This is a genomic window from Streptomyces sp. NPDC002926, from assembly GCF_053591755.1.
In genome coordinates this window covers 232,945-254,675 of record NZ_JBSFUK010000007.1, presented here as the reverse complement: position 1 = coordinate 254,675, position 21,731 = coordinate 232,945, and the positions used below count along the sequence as shown (strand labels likewise).

Sequence of the window (21,731 nt, the reverse complement as noted above, 5' to 3'; positions counted from 1 at the left end):
GTTCAGCCCGCCGGGCGGGCGGACCCTGCCGGTCGCGGGACCGGCGTCGACGGCCCCGCCGCGGCCCGCGTCCGCGACCCGGGGTCCTGGACCGATCGGCACCTTGGAGCCGGGCAGCCGGACCGGTCCTGCCGTGGCGGGCGGGGCCACGGCCGGTGAGGGTGCGGCCTGGCCCGTACGGGGGTCGCTGCCGCCCCGCCAGGCGGAATCCCAGTCCGCCCCTTGCCGGGACGGCGGGGGCTGCGGCGGCGCCTGAGGGCGCGGAGGCGTGGGCTCGGCGGGGCGCTGCGGGGCCGGAGCCGGGGGGCGGCCGCCGCGGCGCTGCTCGATCATCGCGGTGGCCCGCTCCGGCAGCCAGGCGGACGCCGTACCGCTGTCGTCGCTGCCGGAGGAGAAGAGATGCGGGGCGAGCTGCGCCTGCAGATCCTCGGGCGTCGGCCGCAGCCCGGCCTCCATCTGCATACAGGAGTCGATCAGGGGCCGGAGCTCGTCCGGCAGCCCCTCCAGGTCCGGGCCCTCGCGCAGCAGCATGAACACGGTCTCGACCGGGTTCGCGCCGTGGAAGGGCGCATGTCCGGTGGCCGCGAAGACGAGCGTGGAGCCGAGCGAGAAGACATCGCTCGCGCCGGTGACGCTGCGTGAGTCGCGCGCCTGCTCCGGCGACATGTACGCGGGCGTGCCCACGGCGACGTTGGTCATCGTCAGCCGGGTGTTGGAGACGCCGGACGCGATGCCGAAGTCGATGACCCGCGGCCCGTCCTCCACGACCAGGACGTTCGACGGCTTGAGGTCGCGGTGGACGAGACCCGCGCCGTGGATGGACTGCAGCGCCTCGGCCACACCGGCCGCCAGCCAGCGCACCGCCTGGGCCGGCATCGGCCCGCACTCATTCACTATTTCTTCGAGGGAGGGGGCAGGGACGTACGCGGTGGCCAGCCACGGCACGGCCGCCCGCGGATCGGCGTCCACCACGGCCGCGGTGTAGAAGCCGCTGACGGCGCGAGCGGCCTCCACCTCGCGGGTGAAGCGGACGCGGAACAGCTGGTCCTCGGCAAGCTCGGTACGCACGGTCTTGATCGCCACCCGTCGGCCGGACGCCGACCGGGCGAGATAGACCAGTCCCATGCCGCCGGCACCGAGCCGGCCCAGCACCTCGAACGGACCGATCCGTCTCGGGTCATGCTGCGTCAGCTGCTCCATCACTTGCCTGCCACCTCCCCGTACGGGCCCCAGAAGAAATGGGGCCCGTCACAGCCCCGTGCAGCGTCTCACCGCCGAGACCCTCAGCGGTGCGCACCCTGATTCTTCCTGTCGAAGGCGACGGTTGCGAACCCGGGGGCGGATCGGGGTGTCTCACCCGGTTTCGGGCACGCTTCGGGGACGGATCGGTTCAGCTGCGGGCCTCCAGGTGTCCCTGGGCGCGCAGGGAGCCGCCGCAGGAGATCGCGTCACTGCCGTCCCCGGTGTGCCAGGCCCCGTACACAGTCCTGACGCGGACCGGCCACTTCGGGTTGCTCACGTCGTCGCAGTCGACGACCAGCCGCCAGGTGTATGAGGAGCCGCTGTAGCAATTGGCGGAGGCACTGTCACCACTGCCGGCCAGGTTGCAGGGCAGCCGGGCGGCGGAGGCGGGGGTCGCGGTGAACAGTCCGGCGGCGATGGCGGCGCCGGCGGCGAGTGCCAGGGCGGTCTTGGTACGCAGCACGAGGAGGTCCTTTCGCGGTGGGGGAAGGACCACCACTATGGATCAGCTCACCGGCCTAGGTCTAGACCATTATGCTCTCAACTCCCGCTCGTTCACGCCGCCTTGGACTCCTCTTCGAGTTCGGCGAGAACGGCGAAGGAAGCGCCCTGGCTGTCCGCGAGCACCGCGATACGGCCGTACGGGGTGCCGAACGGCGGCGCCTGGACCCGGCCGCCGAGACGGACGGCCGCCGCAGCCGTCCCGTCGCAGTCCTCGACGCAGAAGTAGATGAGGAAGTGGCCGGGCATCTCGGCCGGAAAGGCCTCGGTGATGACGCTGCGGCCGCCGATCGCGGTGTCCTCCCCGGGCTCCGTACCGGCGGGCGACCAGGTCCGGAAGTCGATGGGCACGTCCGGAAGATCCGTCCCCCGGAAGCCGAACACCGACTCGTAGAAGGGGTCGACGCTCTCCTTATCGCGCGTGTACACCTCGGTCCAGCAGAAGGAGCCGGGCTCGCCCTGTTTCTCGAAGCCGGACCTGTCGCCGGCCTGCCAGAGCCCGAAGACCGCGCCGCCGGGGTCCGCGGCCTCCACGATCGTGCCGGCGGTGCCGACCGGCTGCGGGTAGGTGATCACCTGGCCGCCGGCCTCCCCGATCTTCCTGCCGAGCGCGGCGGCGTCGTCGGTGGCGAAGTAGATGCCCCAGACGGTGGGCATCCGGCCGTCCCGCTTGGGCGCAAGGCCGGCGACGAGCTTTCCGTCACTGAAGGCGTTGACGTACCCGGCGTCCCCCTCCTCGAATGTCCAGCCGAACAGCTCGCCGTAGAAGCGCTTGCCCGCCTCGACATCGGGGAGCGCCGCGTCCACCCAGCAGGGCATGCCCTCCGCGAATGCGGCCATGGACCTGATTCCTTCCCTTGTAACGGAATGTGGTGCCAGTCACACTCAAGCTAATGGCGCATTACGCGCACCGCAGGGAATCAAATCGAACAAATTACTCAATTGTCAGGATCAGGGGCCCAGGAGCCGCGATCCGGGGCCGGAGCCGGGGTCTTGATTCGTTGAGTTATGCACAGAAGTTTTCCACAGGCTGTTGATAAGACTATTGGGGCACCCCATTTGCACTCGGCCGAATCGCGCGCCGATCACCCCTCGGTAAGCTGACGGCATGACAGGACAAGTACGCACCGTCGACGGCCGCGTGGCCGGACGACGCGGACAGGCGACGCGGCAGAAGCTGCTCGACTGCCTCAGCGAGATGCTCAGCACCTCGCCGTACCGGGACGTCAAAGTCATCGACGTGGCCCGGAAGGCGGGCACTTCACCCGCGACCTTCTATCAGTACTTCCCGGACGTCGAGGGCGCGGTCCTCGAGATCGCCGAGGAAATGGCCAAGGAGGGCGCCGGGTTGACCGACCTGGTCGCCGGCCGTTCCTGGGTCGGCAAGGCGGCCTGGCAGACCTCGGAGGAGCTGGTCGAGGGCTTCCTCGACTTCTGGCGCCGCCATGACGCGATCCTGCGGGTGGTCGACCTGGGGGCGGCGGAGGGCGACAAGCGGTTCTACAAGATCCGCATGAAGATCCTCAACTCCGTCACCAACTCCCTTACCGACGCGGTGAAGGACCTCCAGTCGAAGGGCAAGGTCGACAAGGACGTCAGCCCGGCGGCGATCGCGGGCTCGCTCGTGGCGATGCTGGCGGCAGTGGCGTCGCATCAGAAGGGATTCACGGCCTGGGGTGTGAAGCAGGCGGAACTGAAGCCGAATCTGTCGCTGTTGGTGCATTTGGGCATCACGGGCAGGAAGCCGACGAAGTAACCGCGGCGTCGCGTCACCCCATGTCCTGTCACACCGACGCGACGCCTCCACCGGACAAGAACCCGCATGCCGGGCCCGAGCAGCAGGCGCCCGCGCCCGACGAGAGCCGGTCGACAGCGGCCCGCGCCCCTAGCGGCGCGACAGCCGAAAGACGCGGATCTCTCTTTTCACCCGGGACTGGTACGTCGCGTACGGCGGCCAGAAACTCAGCGCCGCCCGCCACGCCTCCTCCCTCTCCTCGCCCTGAAGCAGGCGCGCACGCACCAGGACGTCCTCGCCCTTCCAACTCACCTGCGCCTCCGGGTGTTTGAGCAGGTTCGCCGTCCACGCCGGATGGTCCTCGCGGCCGAAATTGGAGCCGATCAGGATCCAGTCGCCCGACTCCTGCGGCAGGCACGCCAGCGGGGTGACCCTGGGCAGGCCGCTCTTCGCGCCGCGGGCGGTGAGGATGACTCCCGGCAGCATCCGCGCGCTCGGCAGCACCTTGCCCCGCGTCAGCCGGTGGACGGCACGGTCCACAGCCGGGATGACATGAGGCGCGATCCTCGCGAAGGCACGGGTCGACGAGACCTTCTGGACGAGCCGTACACCGGGCGCCATCAGACCACCGCCGCCGCGGGCCCGGGCGCCGCTCCCGGCGCCACTCCCGACGGCGCTCCCGGCACCGCTCCCGACTGAGCTCCCGGCGGCGGGACGAAGAGTCCGGCCCGTTCGGCCGCACGGGTGCGCAGCCTGTGCACCGGGCCGAAGAGCAGCTCGTCCGCCGCCGCCCGTTTGAAGTACAGATGCGCCTCGTGTTCCCAGGTGAAGCCGATGCCGCCGTGCAGCTGGACCGCCTCGCCCGTGACCACCCGCAGCGTTTCCAGGCCCTGCGCCAGCGCCAGGCCACCCTCCCTCGGGTCCCAGGCCGCGTAGTACGCCGCCGAGCGGGCCGCCTGGACGCGTACGTACAGATCGGCCACCCGGTGCTTGACCGCCTGGAAGGAGCCGATCGCGCGGCCGAACTGCTCGCGCGCCCGGACGTACTCCACCGTGCGGTCCAGGGCGCACGACGCCGCGCCGACCGCTTCCGCCGCAAGCAGCGTCGCCGCCCGGACCCCGGTCGCCGCCAGCGCCCCCGGCACATCGGCCGCATCGTCCGCGCCCAGCAACTCCGCCGCGCAGTCGCGCAGTTCCACCCGTGCCTGCGGCCGCGTCTCGTCCAGTGCGGTCTGCCGGGTCCGCGAAAGCCCCGCCGCATCCGCCCGGACCAGGAAGAGGAGCGCACGGCTGCGGGCGAAGCCTCCCGCATGGGCCGCGACCAGCAGCAGCCCCGCGCTGTGCCCGTCGAGGACCTGTCCGGCTTCCCCGTACAGCAGTCGGCCATCGCCGCCACCGGACCGCGCCTGGACGCCGCCGGCCCGGCCACCACCGGCCCACTCCCCCGAAGCGTTGTCGCCGCTCAGCCCGAGCGCCGCCGCGAGGCTGCCGCCCGGCACGGCGAGTGCGCAGGTCAACGAGCCGTCCGCGATGCGCGGGAGCAGCTCGGCGCGCTGCGCGGGCGTGCCGAGCGCGGTGATCAGCGGCGCCACGAGCCCGGCCGTGGCGAACAACGGCGAGGGCAGCAGCGCCCGCCCGGTCTCCTCGCAGGCGAGTGCGAGTTCCGCGAGGCGGCAGCCCACACCTCCGTACGACTCCGGCAGCGCAAGCCCCGGCAGGCCCAGCCGCGCGGACAGCTGCGTCCACAGCTCCGGGTCGTACCCGGCGGCCGTACGGACGGCCGCCTTGACCTCGTCCGGGCCCGACCGTTTGGTCAGCAGCTCGCGCAGGGTGCGGCGGATCTCGTCCTGCTCAGCGGTGAAGGCGGTGTCCATGGGATCCCCTCCGTATCTGACGGGCCGTCATGCTAGAGCGGGCGGATCCAGATGCACAGGGGCATGCGCCCGGACGTGCACCAGGGCCGCGTACTCAGGCGCACGGAGGCGAACACAAGGCGCCGTCAGCAGGCCTCACCGGGCGTGGTCGCGGCCGCCCTCAGCAGATCCCGTACGAGGCCGTAGTCGATCGCCTCGGTACGCCTGAAGCGCAGACACCCCTTGCCCATGTCCTGGTCCGCCAGCCGCTCTTCGAAGCCCTCCCGGATGTCCGGACGCATCAGATAGAAGGAGACGTACTGCTTCTGATTGGCAAAGGCGATCTCCGCCTCCCCGCCCTTGCGCCGGTAGCTGGGCATGCCCCAGGCCATCACCTCCTCGTACTCCGCGAGCTCCGTCCGGCACAGCTCCCGGATCCGGATCAGCGCCGTGAGCCGGTCCTGGTCAGCCACCTCGGCGAGGTAGCCGTCGACGTCTTCAGCAGTACTTCTGGGCATACGCTCCACGCTATCTGATGTACCGTCAGATCTATGCCTTCAACTCCGCGCACCTCGCGCACGGCGGGCGCCCCGCGCAAAGTCGCCATCGTCGGCATATCCCTCTCGGACTGCGGACGCGTCGACGGCCCCACGCCCCACGCCCTGCATGCCCAGGCCGCCCGCCGCGCACTCGCCGACTCCGGCCTCGAGCGCTCCGTCATCGACGGCCTCGGCTCGGCCGGCCTCGGCACCCTCGCCCCGGTCGAGGTCGCCGAGTATCTGGGCCTGCGGCCGAGGTGGGTGGATTCGACCGCGGTGGGCGGGGCCACCTGGGAGGTCATGGCGGCCCACGCCGCCGACGCGATCGCGGCCGGGCACGCCAATGCCGTACTCCTCGTCTACGGATCCACCGCCCGGGCCGACATCAAGGCGGGGCGGCGCACCTCCAACCTCTCCTTCGGCGGCCGCGGACCGCTCCAGTTCGAGGTCCCCTACGGGCACACACTCATCTCCAAGTACGCGATGGCCGCCCGTCGCCATATGCACGAGTACGGCACGACACTGGAGCAACTCGCGTCGGTGGCGGTCCAGGCGCGCGCGAACGCCGCCGCCAATCCGGACGCGATGTTCCGCGAGCCGATCACCGTCGACGAGGTGCTCGACGGGCCGGTGATCGCGGACCCGTTCACCAAGCTGCACTGCTGCATCCGCAGCGACGGCGGCTGCGCCGTACTGCTCGCGGCCGAGGAGTACGTACCGGACACCGCGAAGGACCCGGTGTGGATCCTCGGCACCGGCGAGTACGTCTCGCACACCACCATGTCGGAGTGGGAGGACTTCACCGTCTCCCCGGCGGCGGTCTCGGGCAGCCTCGCCTTCGGGCGCGCGGGTGTATCCCCGGCCGAGATGGATATCGCCGAGATCTATGACGCCTTCACCTATATGACTCTGGTGACCCTGGAGGACCTGGGTTTCTGCGCCAAGGGCGAGGGCGGCCCGTTCGTCGGGAAAGGGCGGCTGACGCGGGACGGCGAGCTGCCGGTCAACACCGACGGTGGTGGTCTCTCCGCCTGCCATCCGGGGATGCGCGGACTGTTCCTGCTGGTCGAGGCGGTGCGGCAGCTGCGCGGCGAGGCGGGCGGGCACCAGGTGCGCAAGGCGGACGGCGGGCCGCCGCGACTGGCGGTCGCGTCCGGCACGGGCGGCTGGTTCTGCTCCTCGGGGACGGTGGTGCTGGGCAGGGGCTGAAGGACAGGGCCCACCGTGAAGGATCTTTCATGATCGACGCGGTGGCGCCGAGCAGAGAGTTGAATGCCCGCATGGACAACGATCAGCAGGAGACCTTCCGCGAGCTCCTCCGCGCACAGCGGGTCTGGGACACCACGCTTCCCGCCTTCGACCCGGCCACCGCGCCCGGGACACCACTGCCGCTGTTCCACCGGTGGTTCGCCGAGGCGGTGGCAGCGGGCCAGACCGAGCCGCACACCATGACCCTGGCCACCGTGGACGAGCAGGGGCGCCCCGACGTACGCACGCTGATGCTGCACGACGCGGATGAGCGCGGCTGGCATTTCGCCTCGCACGTCACCAGCGCGAAGGGCCGGCAGCTCGCCGCGCGTCCGGCGGCCGCGCTGGGCTTCTACTGGGCGGCGCAGGGCCGCCAGATCCGGGTCCGGGGCCGGGTGACGGCGGGCGCCTCCGCGGAGAGCCAGGCCGATCTGCACGCCCGCTCCACGGGCGCGCTGGCCGCCGCGCTCACCGGACGGCAGAGCGAAGTACTCGGCTCGCGGGAAGAGTTGGCGACGGCGTCACAGGCGGCTTGGGAGCGGGCGCAGGCGGAGCCGGACACCCCCGTGCCGACCTGGACGCGCTATGTGCTTCAGCCGTACGAGGTCGAGTTCTTCCAGGGCGACGAGCGGCGGCAGCATGTACGGCTGCGCTATCGGCGCGAGGAGAGCGACTGGGCGAGGGAACTGCTCTGGCCGTGATCACCTCCGCGCCGGACGGAAGACGGGCACCGCCACCCCATCGCTCTCCCCGCGGAAGGTGACCTCCAGCTCCATGCCGACGCTGAGCCCGTCCTCAGGGCACTCCACGATCTCGGTCATCATCCGCGGGCCTTCGGCGAGACCGACGACGGCGGCGGTGTACGGGACGCGGGCGCCGAAGGGCGGCAGATCATTGCGGTGCACGACGGACCAGGTGTAGAGCGTGGCGCGGCCGCTCGCCCCCTCCCACTCGACCTCCTCGCTCCAGCAGTGCGGGCAGAACTCGCGCGGATAGTGGTGCGCCTTCGCGCATGCGCGGCAGCGGCGGATCAGGAGCCGGCCATCGCCCGCGGCATTCCAGAAGGGGCGGGTGAAGTCGTCTGCTTCAGGCGTCGCCGTCATCAGAAGAGTCCGATCGCGCTGTCCAGGGACCAGGTCTGCCATGCCATGGCGAAGAGGGCGACGAAAGATATGAGCGCCATCATGGCGTTCTGACCCTGTTCCGCCCAGTCGTGGATCATCAGGACCAGATAGAGCAGATTGAGGAGGAGTCCACCGATGAGGGCGACCGGGGTCAGGAAGCCGACGACCAGACCGAGACCCAGGGCGAGTTCGGCGTAGACGACGACGTACGCCATCACCTTGGGGCGGGGCCGGACCACCTTGTTGAAGCCGTTCTTCACCACCGGCCACCGGTGCTTGCCCGCGACGTCCGCCGCCCAGGCGATGCCGGTACCGCGCTCGAACCAGCCCTTCTTGTCCTTGTGGCGCCAGCTCTCCAGCCACCACAGACCGAGACCGATACGGAGGACGGCGAGCCATTCGGCACCGGTGAGCCAGACGGTCTCCATCCGGTTCCCCTTCTCTCTTCGCACCCATTTCTGACAACACGTCAGTTCAGCGGATGTGATGACGTGTGCGCAAGAGGTGTGCGGGCGTGATCAATTCGCAACCGATTCCCGTCTTGGCTGAGACCCATCAAGTAATCGGGCGATTACGCTCACGATTCATGGCCGACGAAAAGGACATTGACCTCACGAACGCCCGGCCCGTCTACGTCATCGGCGGCGGCCCGGGTGGTCTCGCGGCTGCCGCCGCGCTGCGTGAGCAGGGCGTACGGGCCGTGGTGCTCGAGAAGTCGGAATCCGTCGGCGCCTCCTGGCGCCGCCACTACGACCGGCTGCATCTGCACACGACCCGGCGGCTGTCGGCACTGCCGGGTCTGGCGATGCCGCGGTCGTTCGGGCGCTGGGCCTCCCGCGACGACGTGATCCGCTACCTGGAGAAGTACGCGGAGTTCCACGAGCTGGAGATCGTCACCGGGGTCGAGGTCTCCCGGATCGAGCCCTCCGGTTCCGACTGGGTGCTGCACGCGACCGGCGGCCGGGAGCTGACCGGACGGGCGGTCGTGGTGGCCACCGGCTACAACCACACCCCGCATGTGCCCGACTGGCCGGGCCGCGACTCGTACGCCGGCGAACTGCTGCACGCGAGCGAGTACCGCAATGCCGCCCCGTACGCGGGCAAGGACGTACTGGTCGTCGGCGTCGGCAACACCGGCGCCGAGATCGCGGTCGACCTGATCGAGGGCGGTGCCGCGCGCGTCCGCCTGGCCGTCCGGACGATCCCGCACATCGTGCGCCGCTCGACGGCGGGCTGGCCGGCCCAGCGGACCGGCATCCTGGTCCGGCGGCTGCCGGTCCGCCTGGTGGACCGGGCGGGCGGGATCATCTCCAAGATATCCGTCCCTGACCTCACGGCACAGGGGCTGCCGCGCCCGGACACGGGCCTGTACTCCCGCGTGAAGCAGGGCGCGATCCCGATCCAGGACGTGGGACTGATCGACGCCGTACGGGCGGGCAAGGTCGGGCCGGTCGCGGCGCTCGAGTCCTTCGAGGACAGCAAGGCCGTACTGGCGGACGGCACCCGGATCTCGCCCGACACGGTGATAGCGGCGACGGGCTACCGCCGGGCGCTGGAGGGCCTGGTGGGCCATCTCGGCGTCCTGGACGAGCGGGGCAAGCCGGTGACACACGGCGGTCGCACGTCGGCACAGGCGCCGGGGCTGTACTTCACGGGGTTCACGAACCCGATCAGCGGGATGTTCCGCGAGATGGCACGGGACGCGCGCAAGATCGCCAAGTCGCTGGCGCGGTAGCGGACTGCCGGGAATTCCGCGCCGTGGCCCCCTGGCGACGCGGGCCGGCCGTGCGCGGGTTCGCCCACCGCGCCCGCAAGGAGCTCCGCGTCGCCGCTTGACGGACAGGCGCCGCTCGACGGACAGCCGCCGCTCGACGGACAGGCGCCACTCGAGAGGCAAGAGACATACGGGAGCCCGGGTGGCCGAAACGCTTCGCCATGACCAAGGCCGCGGGATAGCCGGATCCCTCACTTGGGTACGGCTGGGACAGCGGACCATCGGTGAGCGGCCGACGCCATCCGCGAGAACTGCGCACGCGGTCCTGCGAACCTGCGAATCAGCTTGCGTCACCAGGCTTTGCTCGCAGGACTGTTCCTGACGTGCCGTCAGGTCTGTAATCTGACTATGCGTCAGTTATCAAGGCCAACGAGCAGGAGCGGGGCTCAGCGATGCTTGGATCTACTCACGGCACCCTCACCTCCGACCTCCGCGCCCGAGTGGTGGCCTGCGGAGAGCACCCCCGCGATGCCGTCCATGACACGACTTCGGCCATCGCGGCCGACGGCGATCTGGATGTCAGCGGGCGGCCGCTGTACGCGCCCGTGCCCGATCTGGACCGGTTCTTCCGCCCTTCCTCCGTCGCCGTCGTCGGGGCCTCCGACAGCGAGGGGCGGCCCAATACCGGGATCACCCGACAGCTCGTCGACTGGGCCGAGCGCGTCGGCGCGCGACTGCATCCCGTACACCCCACCAGGAAGACCGTCTTCGGACTGAGCTGCGTCCCTTCCGTCGGCGATCTTCCCGAGCAGGTCGACCTCGCCGTGCTCCTGGTCTCCGACCCCCTGCCGGTGATCGAGGAACTCGCCGAGGCAAAGGTGAAGTTCGCGGTGGCTTTCGCCTCCGGATACGCCGAGACAGGGGCGGAGGGCGCGGCGGCCCAGACGCGACTGGCGGCCGCGGTGGAGCGGTCGGGGCTGCGGCTCCTCGGCCCCAACACCAACCTCAACGCCTTCGAGCAGTTCCGGGACGACCTGGAAGGACCCGCGATCGCGCTGATCACCCAGTCCGGGCACCAGGGGCGACCCGTCTTCACCATGCAGGAGCTGGGCGTACGCCTCTCCCACTGGGCGCCGACGGGCAACGAGGCCGATCTGGAGACCGCCGACTTCATCTCGTACTTCGCCGAGCGTCCCGAGGTGGGGGCCATCGCCTGTTACGTGGAGGGACTCAAGGACGGGCGCTCCTTTCTGCTCGCCGCCGACCGGGCGGCGCGGCGCGGGGTCCCGGTCGTGGCGGTCAAGGTCGGGCGTACCGAGACCGGCGCGCGGATGGCCGCCTCGCACACCGGCAAGCTGACGGGCACGGACCAGGTGGTGGACGCGGCGATGCGGCAGTTCGGCGTGATCCGGGTGGACGGGCTCGACGAACTCCAGGACACCTCAGCCCTGTTGGCGCGGGCGCGCAGGCCTGTGGCCGACGGGGTCGTCGTCTATTCGATCTCGGGCGGCACCGGCGCGCACTTCGCGGACCTCGCGACCGCGGCCGGGCTGAAGCTGCCGCGGCTCCGCGAGACCAAGCAGGCCGAGCTGCACGAGTGGATACCGGAGTATCTCGGTGTGGCCAACCCCGTGGACAACGGCGGGCACCCCGTGGGCGACTGGCGCGGACGCAAGATCATCGACGCGATCCTGGCCGACCCCGACGTCGGCGTGCTCATCTGTCCGATCACCGGCCCCTTCCCGCCGATGAGCGACAAACTGGCACAGGACCTGGTGGACGCGGCGGAGGCGACGGACAAGCTGGTCTGTGTGGTGTGGGGATCGCCCGTGGGCACGGAGGCGGCCTACCGCGAGACGCTGCTCGGGTCCTCGCGGGTCGCGACGTTCCGCACGTTCTCGAACTGCATCACCGCCGTCCGCGCCTACCTGGACCACCACCGCTTCCGGGCCGGCTACCGCTCGCCCTTCGACGAGGCGCCGCGCACCCTTTCGCCGTCCTTCCGCAAGGCCCAGGCACTGATGCGCCCGGGCAAGCAGCTGAGCGAGCACGCGGCGAAGCAGCTCCTTCGGGCGTACGGGATCAGGGTGCCGCGCGAGCAGCTGGTGACCAGCGCGGCGGCCGCGGTGCGGGCGGCGGGCCTGGTCGGGTACCCGGTCGTCATGAAGGCGTCCGGCACACAGCTCGCCCACAAGACCGAACTCGGACTGGTCAAGGTCGGGCTGACCTCCGCCAGCCAGATCCGCGACGCCTACCGCGAGCTGACGGACATCGCCCGCTTCGAGGGCATCGGCCTGGACGGGATCCTGGTCTGCCAGATGGTCGAGCGAGGCGTCGAGATGGTCGTCGGGGTCACCCAGGACACCCTCTTCGGCCCGACGGTGACCGTGGGACTGGGCGGGGTGCTGGTGGAGGTCCTGCACGACGCCGCCGTACGCGTACCTCCCTTCGGCGAGGAACAGGCACGCGCGATGCTCGGCGAACTGCGCGGCCGCGCGCTGCTGGACGGCGTACGGGGCGGGCCGCCGGTGGATGTGGACGCGCTGGTGGAGGTCGTGCTGCGGGTCCAGCGGATGGCGCTGGAGCTGGGCGACGAGCTGTCGGAACTGGACATCAACCCCTTGATGGTGCTGCCGCGCGGGCAGGGCGCGGTGGCGCTGGACGCGCTGGCGGTGTGCCGGTGAGCGCGTGTGCTCCGGTGCTGCCGGCAGCCACATCGAAGTGACGAATCGGAGCTGCTCCTCCATGACTTCCTCCCCCGAAGAATCCACTGGGTCATTGATACTGCACAGCACTGACAACGCCGTCTCGTGGATCACCCTCAACCGCCCCGACGCCATGAACGCGGTCACCTGGGACCAGCGGGAACGGATCATCGCGCTGCTGGAAGCCGCCTCGGCCGACGCCGCGATCCGGGCCGTCGTCATCACCGCGACCGGCAAGGGTTTCTGCGCGGGCGCGGATCTGCGCGGAACCCCGTCGACCGGTCGGGAGCGGATCCCCGGGGACGTGGCGCGGACGATCCGGCTCGGCGCGCAGTGCCTGATCGGGGCCGTACTCGACTGCGAGAAGCCGGTGATCGCCGCGGTCAACGGGACCGCCGCCGGCATCGGCGCGCATCTCGCGTTCGCCTGCGATCTCGTACTGGCCGCCGAACCGGCCAAGTTCATCGAGGTGTTCGTACGGCGGGGCCTCGTCCCGGACGGCGGCGGCGCGTATCTGCTCCCCCGGCTGATCGGGCCGCAGCGCGCGAAGGAGCTGATGTTCTTCGGCGACGCACTCCCGGCCGCGGATGCCGAGCGGATCGGACTCGTCAATCTGGTCGTACCGGCCCAGGAGTTGGAGAAGACCGCCCGCGAGTGGGCGGAGCGGCTGGCGGCGGGGCCGACGAGGGCGCTCGCACTGACCAAGCAGCTGGTGAACGCCTCACTCGGCGCGGACCGGGCCTCGGCCTTCGCCGCCGAGGCCGCCGCGCAGGAGATCAACATGACGACGCACGACGCGAACGAGGGCGTGGCGAGCTTCGTGGAGCGCCGCACGCCTCAGTACCGCGGGCTCTAGTCCTGGCGGGTTCCTCGAATTCCCGGACAACACGCCCTGGCCGAAGCCGAGTTGGGCCCAGAGTTGTTGCCTTTCTGACATGCCCCCGCCATGCTGTACCGGCGAGTGGATCTACTCGTGTAGATCGCTCTGTACCACCGCTCTCACGCTCCATCCGAATGCGACCCAGAATCCCCCACTCGCTTCAGGAGGACCCCCTTGAGCAGGAGACGTGCACGGCCCAAACTCCTTGCCGGCGCCATCATTTCCGTCACATGCCTGGCCACCGTCCAGCTTGCCGCGTTTCCCGCGGCAGGTGCCCCGGCCGACACCGCGGCGGCCGACCGGGCGACCGCCTCGGCCCCGTCGTCCCGCGCGGCAACGTCCGCCGCGGTCGGCCGCATCGAGGACCGCACCGCCCAGGCGGTCGCCGTTTCGCTCGCCGACGCGGCCTGGCGCTCTCAGGTGCGCGACGCCGCCGTGACCGATCAGCAAGTGGATCTGCGCGCCCTGACCGGCCGGGCAGCCGCGGCACAGGCCGGCAAGCGCCTCGCAGCCTCGCTGATCCGTGCCGACCGGCAGATCGTCGCCGCCAAGGGCCTGGGCACGGACACCGGATCCCTGCTGCGCCTGCGCCTGGGCGCGGACTCGATGCGCAAGGGCCTCGAGGCGGGTGCCGCCCCGCTCGTCGCCGCCGCCTCGGCCGACGACCACGCCACGACGATCACCGCGTACGACAGCCGTGGCGCCGCCCATACGCTGGACGCGCGCAAGGCACCCGACCGGCCCGTCTATGTGCTCGACATGGACGAGTCCAAGGCCCTTGCGGCGGGCATGAAGGTCATGCGCCAGGAGCTCGGCAAGCACGGCCTGAACGCGCCGCGGGCGAGCGCCACCGGCGCGGGCTTCTGGACCACGCGCATCACCGGCGTGGAGCTCTCGGACGACGAGGAGCCCTGGATCAAGGGTGACGCCGAGATCTACTCGCTCGTGACCGGCTTCGGTCTGGACGGCAAGGTGCGCGTCGACCCGGTCCAGATGCCCTATCTGGACAACGACGGAGTCGTCTACCACCCCAACCAGATCCTGGTGAACTGGTCCAACTACAAGTACAACCTCGCCGACGCCGTGATGATGGAGGAGGACGGCAGCACCAACTACCGTGACCTCGCCAAGGCCATCGCCGGCATCCTGCTCACCATCGCCGACCAGGGCACCTACATCCCCTTGGTGAACGCGGTCCTGGACGCCATTCCCGACGACTGGTGGACCGACGACCCGGACTACGTCGACTCCTGGTACACCCTGGCCAAGAACGACACCGGGCGCCGCGACGGCGCCCGCGCGAATGGCTGGATGACCCTCGAGCCGTACTACGTCCAGGGATTCTGAGGCCTCGCCCGACCCTCCGCTCGCGCCGCCTTGCCTCCGAGCGCTTGCCGTGACGCCCCCTGTGGCCGGGCCGACTGCCCGGCCACAGGCGGCGATGGTCGCCCCGGCTCAACAGTCGCCTGAGCTCCGAGCGCGGGCGGCGCGGCCGCGCAAACGCCCTTCCAATCTGACGAACCGTCAGCTTCAATGGAGGTGTGATGGGACACGCAGGGATGGCCGCCACCGCCGTCCGATACCTCAGGTCGGTCGGGGCCCCCACGGCCACCGAGCCGTTCGACACCTTGCCGCGCCCGGACCTGCGGGCTGTCGGCGACGACGAGCGGCTGCCCGTCGACCCGGCCGAATTCCGTCGCGTACTGGGTCACTTCGCATCCGGCGTCACCGTCGTCACGGCCCACGACGAGGACGGACCGGCCGGTTTCGCCTGCCAGTCCTTCGCCTCCCTGTCGCTCGACCCGCCCCTGGTCGCCTTCATGGTCGCCCGTACGTCGACGACCTGGCCGCGCATCGCCCGCGCCGGGTCCTTCTGCGTCAACGTCCTCGGTGCGCACCAAGGCGAGCTGTGCCGCGGCTTCGCGGTGAGCGGCGCGGACAAGTTCGCCGGGGTCCCGCACACCGGATCGCCGGTGACCGGATCGCCGCTCCTCGCGGGCGTACCGGCCTGGATCGACTGCACGATCCAGGCCGTGCACACCGGCGGCGACCATCTGATCGTCGTGGGGCGGGTAGTGGCGCTGGGCGCGGCGGAGAAGAACGCGGACGACGAGGGCGCGCCACTGCTCTTCCACCGCGGGAAGTTCGGGCGCTTCAGCGCGTGACGGTGGCGGCCGCGGTCTTCGGCTTCACCAGCGACACAGGCGACACGGGCGACACGGGCGACACGGGCTCCAGCTTCGGCAGCGGCTTGCGCCGGATCACCAGCGCCATCAGCGCCGCCGCCGCGCACAGCGCCCCCGACGCGTACCAGACCACGTCGTACGAGCCGAAAACGTCCCGCGCCAGGCCGCCGGTGAAGGCGACGATCGCCGCGCCCACCTGGTGCGAGGCAAGCACCCAGCCGAAGACGATCGCGCTGTCTTCGCCGTAGTGCTCGCGGCAGAGGGCGATCGTCGGCGGGACCGTCGCCACCCAGTCCAGCCCGTAGAAGACGATGAAGAAGATCATCGGCGGGTGGACGGACGGGGCCAGCAGCATCGGCAGGAAGAGCAGGCTGATGCCGCGCAGCGCGTAGTAGACGGCCAGCAGCCGCCGTGCCTCGAAACGGTCGGTGAACCAGCCGGAGGCGATCGTGCCGGCGACATCGAAGACACCGATCACCGCGAGCAGCGAAGCGGCCGCCGTGATCGGCATGCCGTGATCGTGGGCGGCGGGCACGAAGTGGGTCTTGACCAGGCCGTTCGTCGAGGCGCCGCAGATCGCGAAGGTGCCGGCCAGCAGCCAGAACGGACCGGTGCGGGCCGCCCGGAACAGGACGGTCACCGCGCGACGGGCCGCGCCCGGGACCGGGTCGGGCTTCGGGGTGAAGCCCTCGGCGCCGTACGCCGCGACACCCACGTCCGCCGGGTGGTCCCGCAGCAGCAGCCAGACGAACGGGACGACCGCGAGAGCCGAGAGCGCGACCGTGATCGAGGCCGGGCGCCATCCGTGGTTCTCCACCAGCCAGGAGAGGAGGGGCAGGAAGACCAGCTGGCCGGAGGCGCCGGCCGCGGTGAGGATGCCGGTGACCAGTCCGCGCCGCTGCACGAACCACCGATTGGTGACGGTCGCGGCGAACGCCAGCGCCATCGAGCCGCTGCCCAGGCCGACCAGAATGCCCCAGTACATCACCAGTTGCCACGACGTCGTCATGAAGACGGTCAGTCCGGAGCCGACCGCGATGACCGTGAGGGCGACGGCGACCACCCGGCGGATGCCGAAGCGGTCCATCAACGCCGCGGCGAACGGCGCGGTGAGCCCGTACAGCGCGAAATTCACCGAGACCGCGAAGCCGATCGTGCCGCGCGACCAGTGGAACTCCTCGTGCAGCGGCTCGATCAGCAGGCCGGGCAGTGACGCGAAGGCGGCGGCGCCGATGATCGTCACGAAGGTGACGACGGCGACGAACCACGCGCGGTGAATACGGATTCGGGGAGGGCGGCTCAGGGACTGCGGGCTGCCGTGCGGCGCGGTTGTCTGGGTCACGTCACCCAGCATCCGAGGATCGATCACCCGCAACGAGTGGCCCGAGAGACAGCATTCGTTAGGATCAGGCCATGGATGTGGTGAAGAAACACCGGGTCGTCGTGCTGGCTCTGACCGGGCTGCTCCCCTTCGAGCTCGGCATTCCGCACCGGATCTTCGGCCGGGCGAAGGGCAGGGACGGCAATCCCCTGTACGAGATCGTCACCTGCTCGATGCGGCCGGGCCCCGTCCGTACCGACGCCGACTTCGACATCCACGTCGAGCACGGCCCCGAGGCGCTGGCCACCGCGGACACCGTCGTCGTCCCCGCCTCCTACGAGCTGGGTCCGGTCTACGAGGAGGGCCGGCTCACCGAGGAGCTGGCCGACGCCCTCGCCCACATCCGGCCCGGCACGCGCATGGTCTCCATCTGCACCGGCAGTTACGTCCTTGCCGCCGCCGGATACCTCGACGGCCGCCCCGCCACCACCCACTGGTCCTCCGCCGAACACTTCCAGCGCCTCTTTCCGTCCGTCAGGGTCGACGCGGACGTCCTCTTCATCGACGACGGGGACGTACTCACGTCGGCGGGCGTCGCGGCCGGCATCGACCTGTGCCTGCACATCGTGCGGCGCGACCACGGCACGGCCGTCGCCAATGACGTCGCGCGCCGCACCGTCGTACCGCCGCACCGGGACGGCGGGCAGGCCCAGTACATCCAACGGCCGATCCCCGAACCGCAGCTGGCGACCACAACCGCCGCACGTGGCTGGGCGCTCGGCCGCCTCCACGAGCCGATCCAGCTGCGCGACATGGCGGAGCAGGAGTCCATGAGCGTACGGACGTTCACGCGCCGCTTCCGCGAGGAGGTCGGCATCAGCCCCGGCCAGTGGCTGACGCAGCAGCGCGTGGAGCGCGCCCGCCATCTGCTCGAGTCCACGGAGCTGTCGGTCGACCAGGTGGCGCGGGACGCGGGCTTCGGCACGGCGCAGTCGATGCGCCAGCACCTACAGACGGCACTCGGGGTCCCGCCGACGGTCTACCGGCGCGCCTTCCGCACCAACGGCGCCGGCGGGAGTCCGTGACATCCACCGCTCTCCCGCCGCCCCGGTCAGGGTCAGTACGACAGTGAGCCCGACGCCCGCCAGGATCGCCGTGGACGGCGCCACGAATCGCAGCAGGCCTCCTGCCAGGCTGCCGCTCGCGGCGTAACCGGCGCCCACCGCCGCGTACATCACCGAATACCCGGCGGCGAGCGCACTCGGCGGCAGCATCTCGCGCAGCGTCAGAGTGCGGGTCAGCATCGCCCCGGCCTGCAGCACACCGGCGACCACGAGACCGGCCGCGATGCCCCCGGTCCACGGTGTGAACGCGACCAGCGCCACGCACCCCGAGACACCGAACAGCAGCACCATGCTCTGGGTGGGCAGCCGCCCCGGCCAGCTGCGCAGCCCGTACACGAAGGCACCCAGCGCAGAACCGACCGAGAAGCCCGCGAGCAGCGGCCCCGCCCAGCCGATCCCGATCGACCGCTGATCGAGCAGCGCGGGCAGGATCAGCTCGGCAAGCGCCAGCAGGGTCAGGCCTGCCGCGCCCGTGACGTAGACGGGCCAGGCACGCGCGATGACCCGCAGCATCGATTCGGCGCCCGTTTCCCGCTCGGACTTCCACCCGGCGGGCAGCGCCCACAGGCCGGCGACGGCGGCGGCCATCAGGGTGCCCGCGAGCAGCAGCGGAACGTAGGGAGCGACGCTCAGGGCGAGCGAGGTGGCGGCGGCGGGCGCCACGGCCCAGATCCCGAAGACCAGGACCGATTCGAGGCTCATCGCCCGGGTGACGGCCCGCTCGGGCACCATGCCGGTGAGCACGGCCCGCAGGCCGCCGGGCGCCGCGGCGGGCCCGGCCCCCGCGAGGAACGCGAACACCCCGAGAACGACAGGGTTCGCGCTGTTCGCCGCCCCGAGCGCGGCGAACGCGGCGGCTCCCACCGCGAGACCGACCGCGAGTTGCGGCCGCGCCCGCTCGGGCCGCATCCGCATGCCGAGCACGGGCGCTCCGACGATTTCCCCGATGACGTACACGGCGGCGAGCACGGCTCCGAGGGTGTAGCCGCCGGGCCGCTCGCGCACCAGGAACACCAGCGAGAGGGGCGCCATCGCGACGGGCATCCTGGCGCCTACGGCAACGGCACCCCAGATGAGGACGGGCCGGGTGACGATCTCGCGGTAGGACATGGCGAGACGGTAGCCCGGTGCGCCGGGTGGCCCTCAACTGCTTTTCGGGACTGCGGAGGAGGCGTCAGAAGGAGGCGTCAGAAGGTGAGCACCCCGCGCGCCACCCGGCCGTGGTGCGCGTCGTCCGCCGCCTTCGCGAAGTCCTCGATCGGGTAGGTCTCGGTGACCAGTTCGTCCAGCAGCAGCCTGCCCTGCCGGTACAGATCGGCGTAGAGCGCGATGTCGTGCTGTGGGCGGGAGCTCCCGTACCGGCAGCCCAGAATGGACTTGTCCAGGAACATGGCCGCGGGCACGAAGGACGCCTCCGCAGTCGCCGACGGCATGCCGAGCAGGATCGCCTGCCCGTGACGGTCGAGCAGCTCGATCGCCTGCCGGATCAGCCCCACATGCCCGACGCACTCGAAGACATGGTCCGCGCCGGTCGGCAGGATCTCCCGTACCCCGTCCGCCGCTTCGAGGAAGTGCGTCGCCCCGAACTGCCGGGCCACCGCGTCCTTCGCCGGATTCGAGTCGACCGCGACGATCGCGGAGGCGCCCGCGATCCTGGCGCCCTGGATGACATTGAGCCCGATGCCGCCCGTCCCGATGACGACGACGGTCTCGCCGCGATCGACCTTCGCACGGTTGAGTACGGCCCCCACCCCCGTCAGCACACCGCAGCCGATCAGCGCGGCGGAGGTGAGCGGCAGGTCTGCGGGGATCTGCACGGCCTGGACCGCCCTGACGATCGTCCGCTCCGCGAAGGCGGAGTTGGAGGCGAACTGGAAGACCGGTTCGCCGCCGCGCGAGAAGGGCCGGCCCGGTCGCCCGATCGCCTTGCGGCACATGGTCGGCCGGCCGCGGTCGCAGTCCGCGCACGCGCCGCAGTTGGCGAGGGTGGAGAGCGAGACATGGTCGCCGGGCGCGATATGGCCGACGCCCTCGCCGACCGCCTCGACGACGCCGGCGCCCTCGTGCCCGAGGACCACCGGCACGGGGAAGGGGATCGTGCCGTCGATCACCGACAGATCGCTGTGGCAGAGCCCGGCCGCGGCGACGGCGACCAGGACCTCGCCGGGGCCCGGGTCCCGTATCTCCAGATCGTCAACCAACTGCGGCTGCTTGCCGTCGAAGACGACGCCTCTCATCGGGGCTCCCTCGGTAGGCCGAGCACCCGCTCGGCGATGATGTTGCGCTGGATTTCGTCCGAGCCGCCGTAGATGGTGTCGGCGCGACTGAAGAGGAACAGCCTTTGGAGGGCGTCGAGTTCGTACGGACTCTCGGGGCGCCAGTCGTACGGGCCCGCCGTCGCGCTCGCACCGCGTACGGCCATGGCGAGCTCTCCGAGCCGCTGGTGCCAGCCGCCCCAGAGCAGCTTGGCGACACTGGGCGCGCCGGGATCATCGCCGGAACTGCCCAGCGTGCGCAGGGCGTTCCAGCGCATGGTGCGCAGTTCGGCCCACTGCCGTACGAGACGGTCCCTGAGCACGGGATCGTCAGCGGCGCCGCTCTCCACCGCCAGCCGCACGACCCGCGCCAACTCCTCACCGAAGCCGATCTGCTGGACGAGCGTGGACACGCCGCGCTCCAGGGCGAGCAGGCCCATGGCGACGCGCCAGCCGTTGCCCTCGCCGCCGACGACATGCCCGGCGGCGGCGAGTGCACCGTCGAAGAAGACCTCGTTGAACTCCGCGGTCCCGGACATCTGGCGGATCGGCCGTACATCGATACGGCCCGGCTGGTCCATGGGCACGAGCAGGAACGACAGACCATGGTGGCGCCGCGATCCGGGCTCGGTGCGGGCGAGGACGAAGCACCAGTCGGCTTCGTGCGCCAGGGAGGTCCAGATCTTCTGCCCGCTGACCCGGTAGCTGTCACCGTCCCGTACGGCGGCGGTCCGCACCCCCGCGAGGTCCGAGCCCGCGCCGGGCTCGCTGTACGCCTGGCACCAGAGCTCCTCGCCGCGCGCGACGGCGGGCAGGAAGCGGTCCTGCTGCTCCTGGCTCCCGTACGCCACGAGGGTGGGCGCGAGGAGGTTCTCGCCGATGTGCCCGACGCGGCCGGGGGCGCCGGCTCGGGCGTACTCCTCGGCCCAGACGACCTGTTGGGTCAGTGTGGCCCGCCGGTTGCCGTAGGCGCCCGTGTCCCAGCCGAGGCCGATCCAGCCGCCGCGACCGAGCTCCCGCTCCCAGGCGCGGCGCGCTTCGACGCGCTCGTGCTCGCTGCCGGGGCCGCCGTGTGCGCCGGCCTCGGCGTGGCTCCCGACGAGGTGGGCGTCGAGCCAGGCCCGTGCGTCCCGCCGGAATGCGTCGTCCTCCGGACCGATGGAGAAGTCCACGTGTGCTCCCAGGAGTTGAAGTTCCCCTACCCGCCCCTTCCCGTAACCGGGGGCAAGCCCCCGGACCCCGGACGCCCTTCCGGGGGTCCCCCCACGCCCCCAGGGCGTAGGGGGCGTGTCCTCAATCGCCGG

Annotated in this window: 21 protein-coding genes; 9 read left to right on the top strand and 12 right to left on the bottom strand. The window is 71.0% G+C overall.

Translation table 11 applies throughout. From position 1 onward, the window contains the following. The 3 genes from ACWDZ6_RS15970 to ACWDZ6_RS15960 all read right to left on the bottom strand — a co-directional run. The coding region (locus ACWDZ6_RS15970) for a serine/threonine-protein kinase (protein WP_451503304.1) at window positions 1-1,200 on the bottom strand (1,200 nt) is incomplete at its 3' end. A 190-nt stretch (window positions 1,201-1,390) separates the two neighbouring features. Continuing rightward, on the bottom strand, window positions 1,391-1,705 hold the full coding sequence (locus tag ACWDZ6_RS15965; protein ID WP_326650671.1) for a hypothetical protein: 315 nt from the start codon (window positions 1,703-1,705) through the stop codon (window positions 1,391-1,393). A gap of 92 nt (window positions 1,706-1,797) precedes the next feature. Continuing rightward, window positions 1,798-2,583 carry a VOC family protein gene (locus tag ACWDZ6_RS15960; protein WP_389181323.1) on the bottom strand — a complete coding sequence of 262 codons (786 nt, stop codon included), beginning with the start codon at window positions 2,581-2,583 and terminating at the stop codon, window positions 1,798-1,800. Between the two features lie 268 nt (window positions 2,584-2,851). Between ACWDZ6_RS15960 and ACWDZ6_RS15955 the strand changes: the two genes are divergently transcribed. Beyond that, window positions 2,852-3,499, top strand: coding sequence for a TetR family transcriptional regulator (locus ACWDZ6_RS15955; RefSeq protein WP_326650673.1), 648 nt, complete (start codon window positions 2,852-2,854; stop codon window positions 3,497-3,499). Window positions 3,500-3,628: 129 nt separating this feature from the next. Here the strand turns inward: ACWDZ6_RS15955 and ACWDZ6_RS15950 are convergent, their stop codons facing one another. The 3 genes from ACWDZ6_RS15950 to ACWDZ6_RS15940 all read right to left on the bottom strand — a co-directional run bounded on the left by ACWDZ6_RS15950 (window position 3,629) and on the right by ACWDZ6_RS15940 (window position 5,849). After that, window positions 3,629-4,099, bottom strand: coding sequence for a nitroreductase family deazaflavin-dependent oxidoreductase (locus ACWDZ6_RS15950; RefSeq protein ID WP_451503303.1), 471 nt, complete (start codon window positions 4,097-4,099; stop codon window positions 3,629-3,631). Next, window positions 4,099-5,352 (bottom strand): acyl-CoA dehydrogenase family protein, encoded by a 1,254-nt coding sequence (locus ACWDZ6_RS15945; RefSeq protein ID WP_451503302.1) that lies wholly within the window; start codon window positions 5,350-5,352, stop codon window positions 4,099-4,101. Before ACWDZ6_RS15945 ends, ACWDZ6_RS15950 begins: the two co-directional genes overlap by 1 nt. 125 nt (window positions 5,353-5,477) lie before the next feature. Next, window positions 5,478-5,849, bottom strand: a complete 372-nt coding sequence (locus tag ACWDZ6_RS15940) for an iron chaperone (protein ID WP_451503301.1) — start codon at window positions 5,847-5,849, stop codon at window positions 5,478-5,480. Between the two features lie 33 nt (window positions 5,850-5,882). On the opposite strand from ACWDZ6_RS15940, the gene ACWDZ6_RS15935 reads away from it, so the two are divergent. Both ACWDZ6_RS15935 and ACWDZ6_RS15930 read left to right on the top strand, forming a co-directional pair. Beyond that, entirely contained in the window at window positions 5,883-7,079 is a 1,197-nt protein-coding gene (locus ACWDZ6_RS15935) for a thiolase C-terminal domain-containing protein (protein ID WP_451503300.1), read from the top strand. A gap of 71 nt (window positions 7,080-7,150) precedes the next feature. Continuing rightward, window positions 7,151-7,819, top strand: a complete 669-nt coding sequence (locus ACWDZ6_RS15930; protein WP_451503313.1) for a pyridoxine/pyridoxamine 5'-phosphate oxidase — start codon at window positions 7,151-7,153, stop codon at window positions 7,817-7,819. Here the strand turns inward: ACWDZ6_RS15930 and ACWDZ6_RS15925 are convergent, their stop codons facing one another. Then, a complete protein-coding gene (locus ACWDZ6_RS15925) occupies window positions 7,820-8,221 on the bottom strand; it encodes a Zn-ribbon domain-containing OB-fold protein (protein WP_451503299.1) in 402 nt (133 codons plus the stop codon). It abuts the gene before it with no gap. Then, window positions 8,221-8,670, bottom strand: a complete 450-nt coding sequence (locus ACWDZ6_RS15920; protein WP_366730934.1) for a DoxX family membrane protein — start codon at window positions 8,668-8,670, stop codon at window positions 8,221-8,223. The genes ACWDZ6_RS15925 and ACWDZ6_RS15920 overlap by 1 nt, the downstream gene beginning before the upstream one ends. 158 nt (window positions 8,671-8,828) lie before the next feature. On the opposite strand from ACWDZ6_RS15920, the gene ACWDZ6_RS15915 reads away from it, so the two are divergent. The 5 genes from ACWDZ6_RS15915 (at window position 8,829) to ACWDZ6_RS15895 (ending at window position 15,706) form a co-directional block, all read left to right on the top strand. Next, entirely contained in the window at window positions 8,829-9,977 is a 1,149-nt protein-coding gene (locus tag ACWDZ6_RS15915; RefSeq protein WP_451503298.1) for a flavin-containing monooxygenase, read from the top strand. 431 nt (window positions 9,978-10,408) lie between these two features. Further along, entirely contained in the window at window positions 10,409-12,640 is a 2,232-nt protein-coding gene (locus tag ACWDZ6_RS15910) for an acetate--CoA ligase family protein (protein WP_451503297.1), read from the top strand. A 61-nt stretch (window positions 12,641-12,701) separates the two neighbouring features. Then, complete coding sequence (locus ACWDZ6_RS15905; RefSeq protein ID WP_451503296.1) at window positions 12,702-13,517, top strand: enoyl-CoA hydratase/isomerase family protein; 816 nt, start codon at window positions 12,702-12,704, stop codon at window positions 13,515-13,517. Window positions 13,518-13,715: 198 nt separating this feature from the next. Then, a complete protein-coding gene (locus ACWDZ6_RS15900; RefSeq protein WP_451503295.1) occupies window positions 13,716-14,888 on the top strand; it encodes a DUF3103 family protein in 1,173 nt (390 codons plus the stop codon). 212 nt (window positions 14,889-15,100) lie between these two features. Then, complete coding sequence (locus tag ACWDZ6_RS15895; RefSeq protein ID WP_451503312.1) at window positions 15,101-15,706, top strand: flavin reductase family protein; 606 nt, start codon at window positions 15,101-15,103, stop codon at window positions 15,704-15,706. On the opposite strand, the gene ACWDZ6_RS15890 is transcribed toward ACWDZ6_RS15895, so the two are convergent. Continuing rightward, window positions 15,696-17,081 carry an MFS transporter gene (locus ACWDZ6_RS15890; protein WP_451503294.1) on the bottom strand — a complete coding sequence of 462 codons (1,386 nt, stop codon included), beginning with the start codon at window positions 17,079-17,081 and terminating at the stop codon, window positions 15,696-15,698. The genes ACWDZ6_RS15895 and ACWDZ6_RS15890 overlap by 11 nt on opposite strands. A 59-nt stretch (window positions 17,082-17,140) precedes the next feature. Between ACWDZ6_RS15890 and ACWDZ6_RS15885 the strand changes: the two genes are divergently transcribed. Next, window positions 17,141-18,133 (top strand): GlxA family transcriptional regulator, encoded by a 993-nt coding sequence (locus ACWDZ6_RS15885; protein WP_451503293.1) that lies wholly within the window; start codon window positions 17,141-17,143, stop codon window positions 18,131-18,133. On the opposite strand, the gene ACWDZ6_RS15880 is transcribed toward ACWDZ6_RS15885, so the two are convergent. From ACWDZ6_RS15880 to ACWDZ6_RS15870, 3 genes are all read right to left on the bottom strand, one after another. Beyond that, window positions 18,056-19,282 carry an MFS transporter gene (locus tag ACWDZ6_RS15880; RefSeq protein WP_451503292.1) on the bottom strand — a complete coding sequence of 409 codons (1,227 nt, stop codon included), beginning with the start codon at window positions 19,280-19,282 and terminating at the stop codon, window positions 18,056-18,058. The two genes, ACWDZ6_RS15885 and ACWDZ6_RS15880, sit on opposite strands and share 78 nt — an antisense overlap. A gap of 77 nt (window positions 19,283-19,359) precedes the next feature. Then, the gene (locus tag ACWDZ6_RS15875) at window positions 19,360-20,409 is read right to left on the bottom strand and encodes a Zn-dependent alcohol dehydrogenase (protein ID WP_451503291.1); all 1,050 of its coding nucleotides are present in this window, start codon (window positions 20,407-20,409) and stop codon (window positions 19,360-19,362) included. Further along, window positions 20,406-21,599: an acyl-CoA dehydrogenase family protein gene (locus tag ACWDZ6_RS15870; RefSeq protein ID WP_451503290.1), complete on the bottom strand. Its 1,194-nt coding sequence runs from the start codon at window positions 21,597-21,599 to the stop codon at window positions 20,406-20,408. The genes ACWDZ6_RS15875 and ACWDZ6_RS15870 overlap by 4 nt, the downstream gene beginning before the upstream one ends. Window positions 21,600-21,731 lie beyond the last annotated feature (132 nt).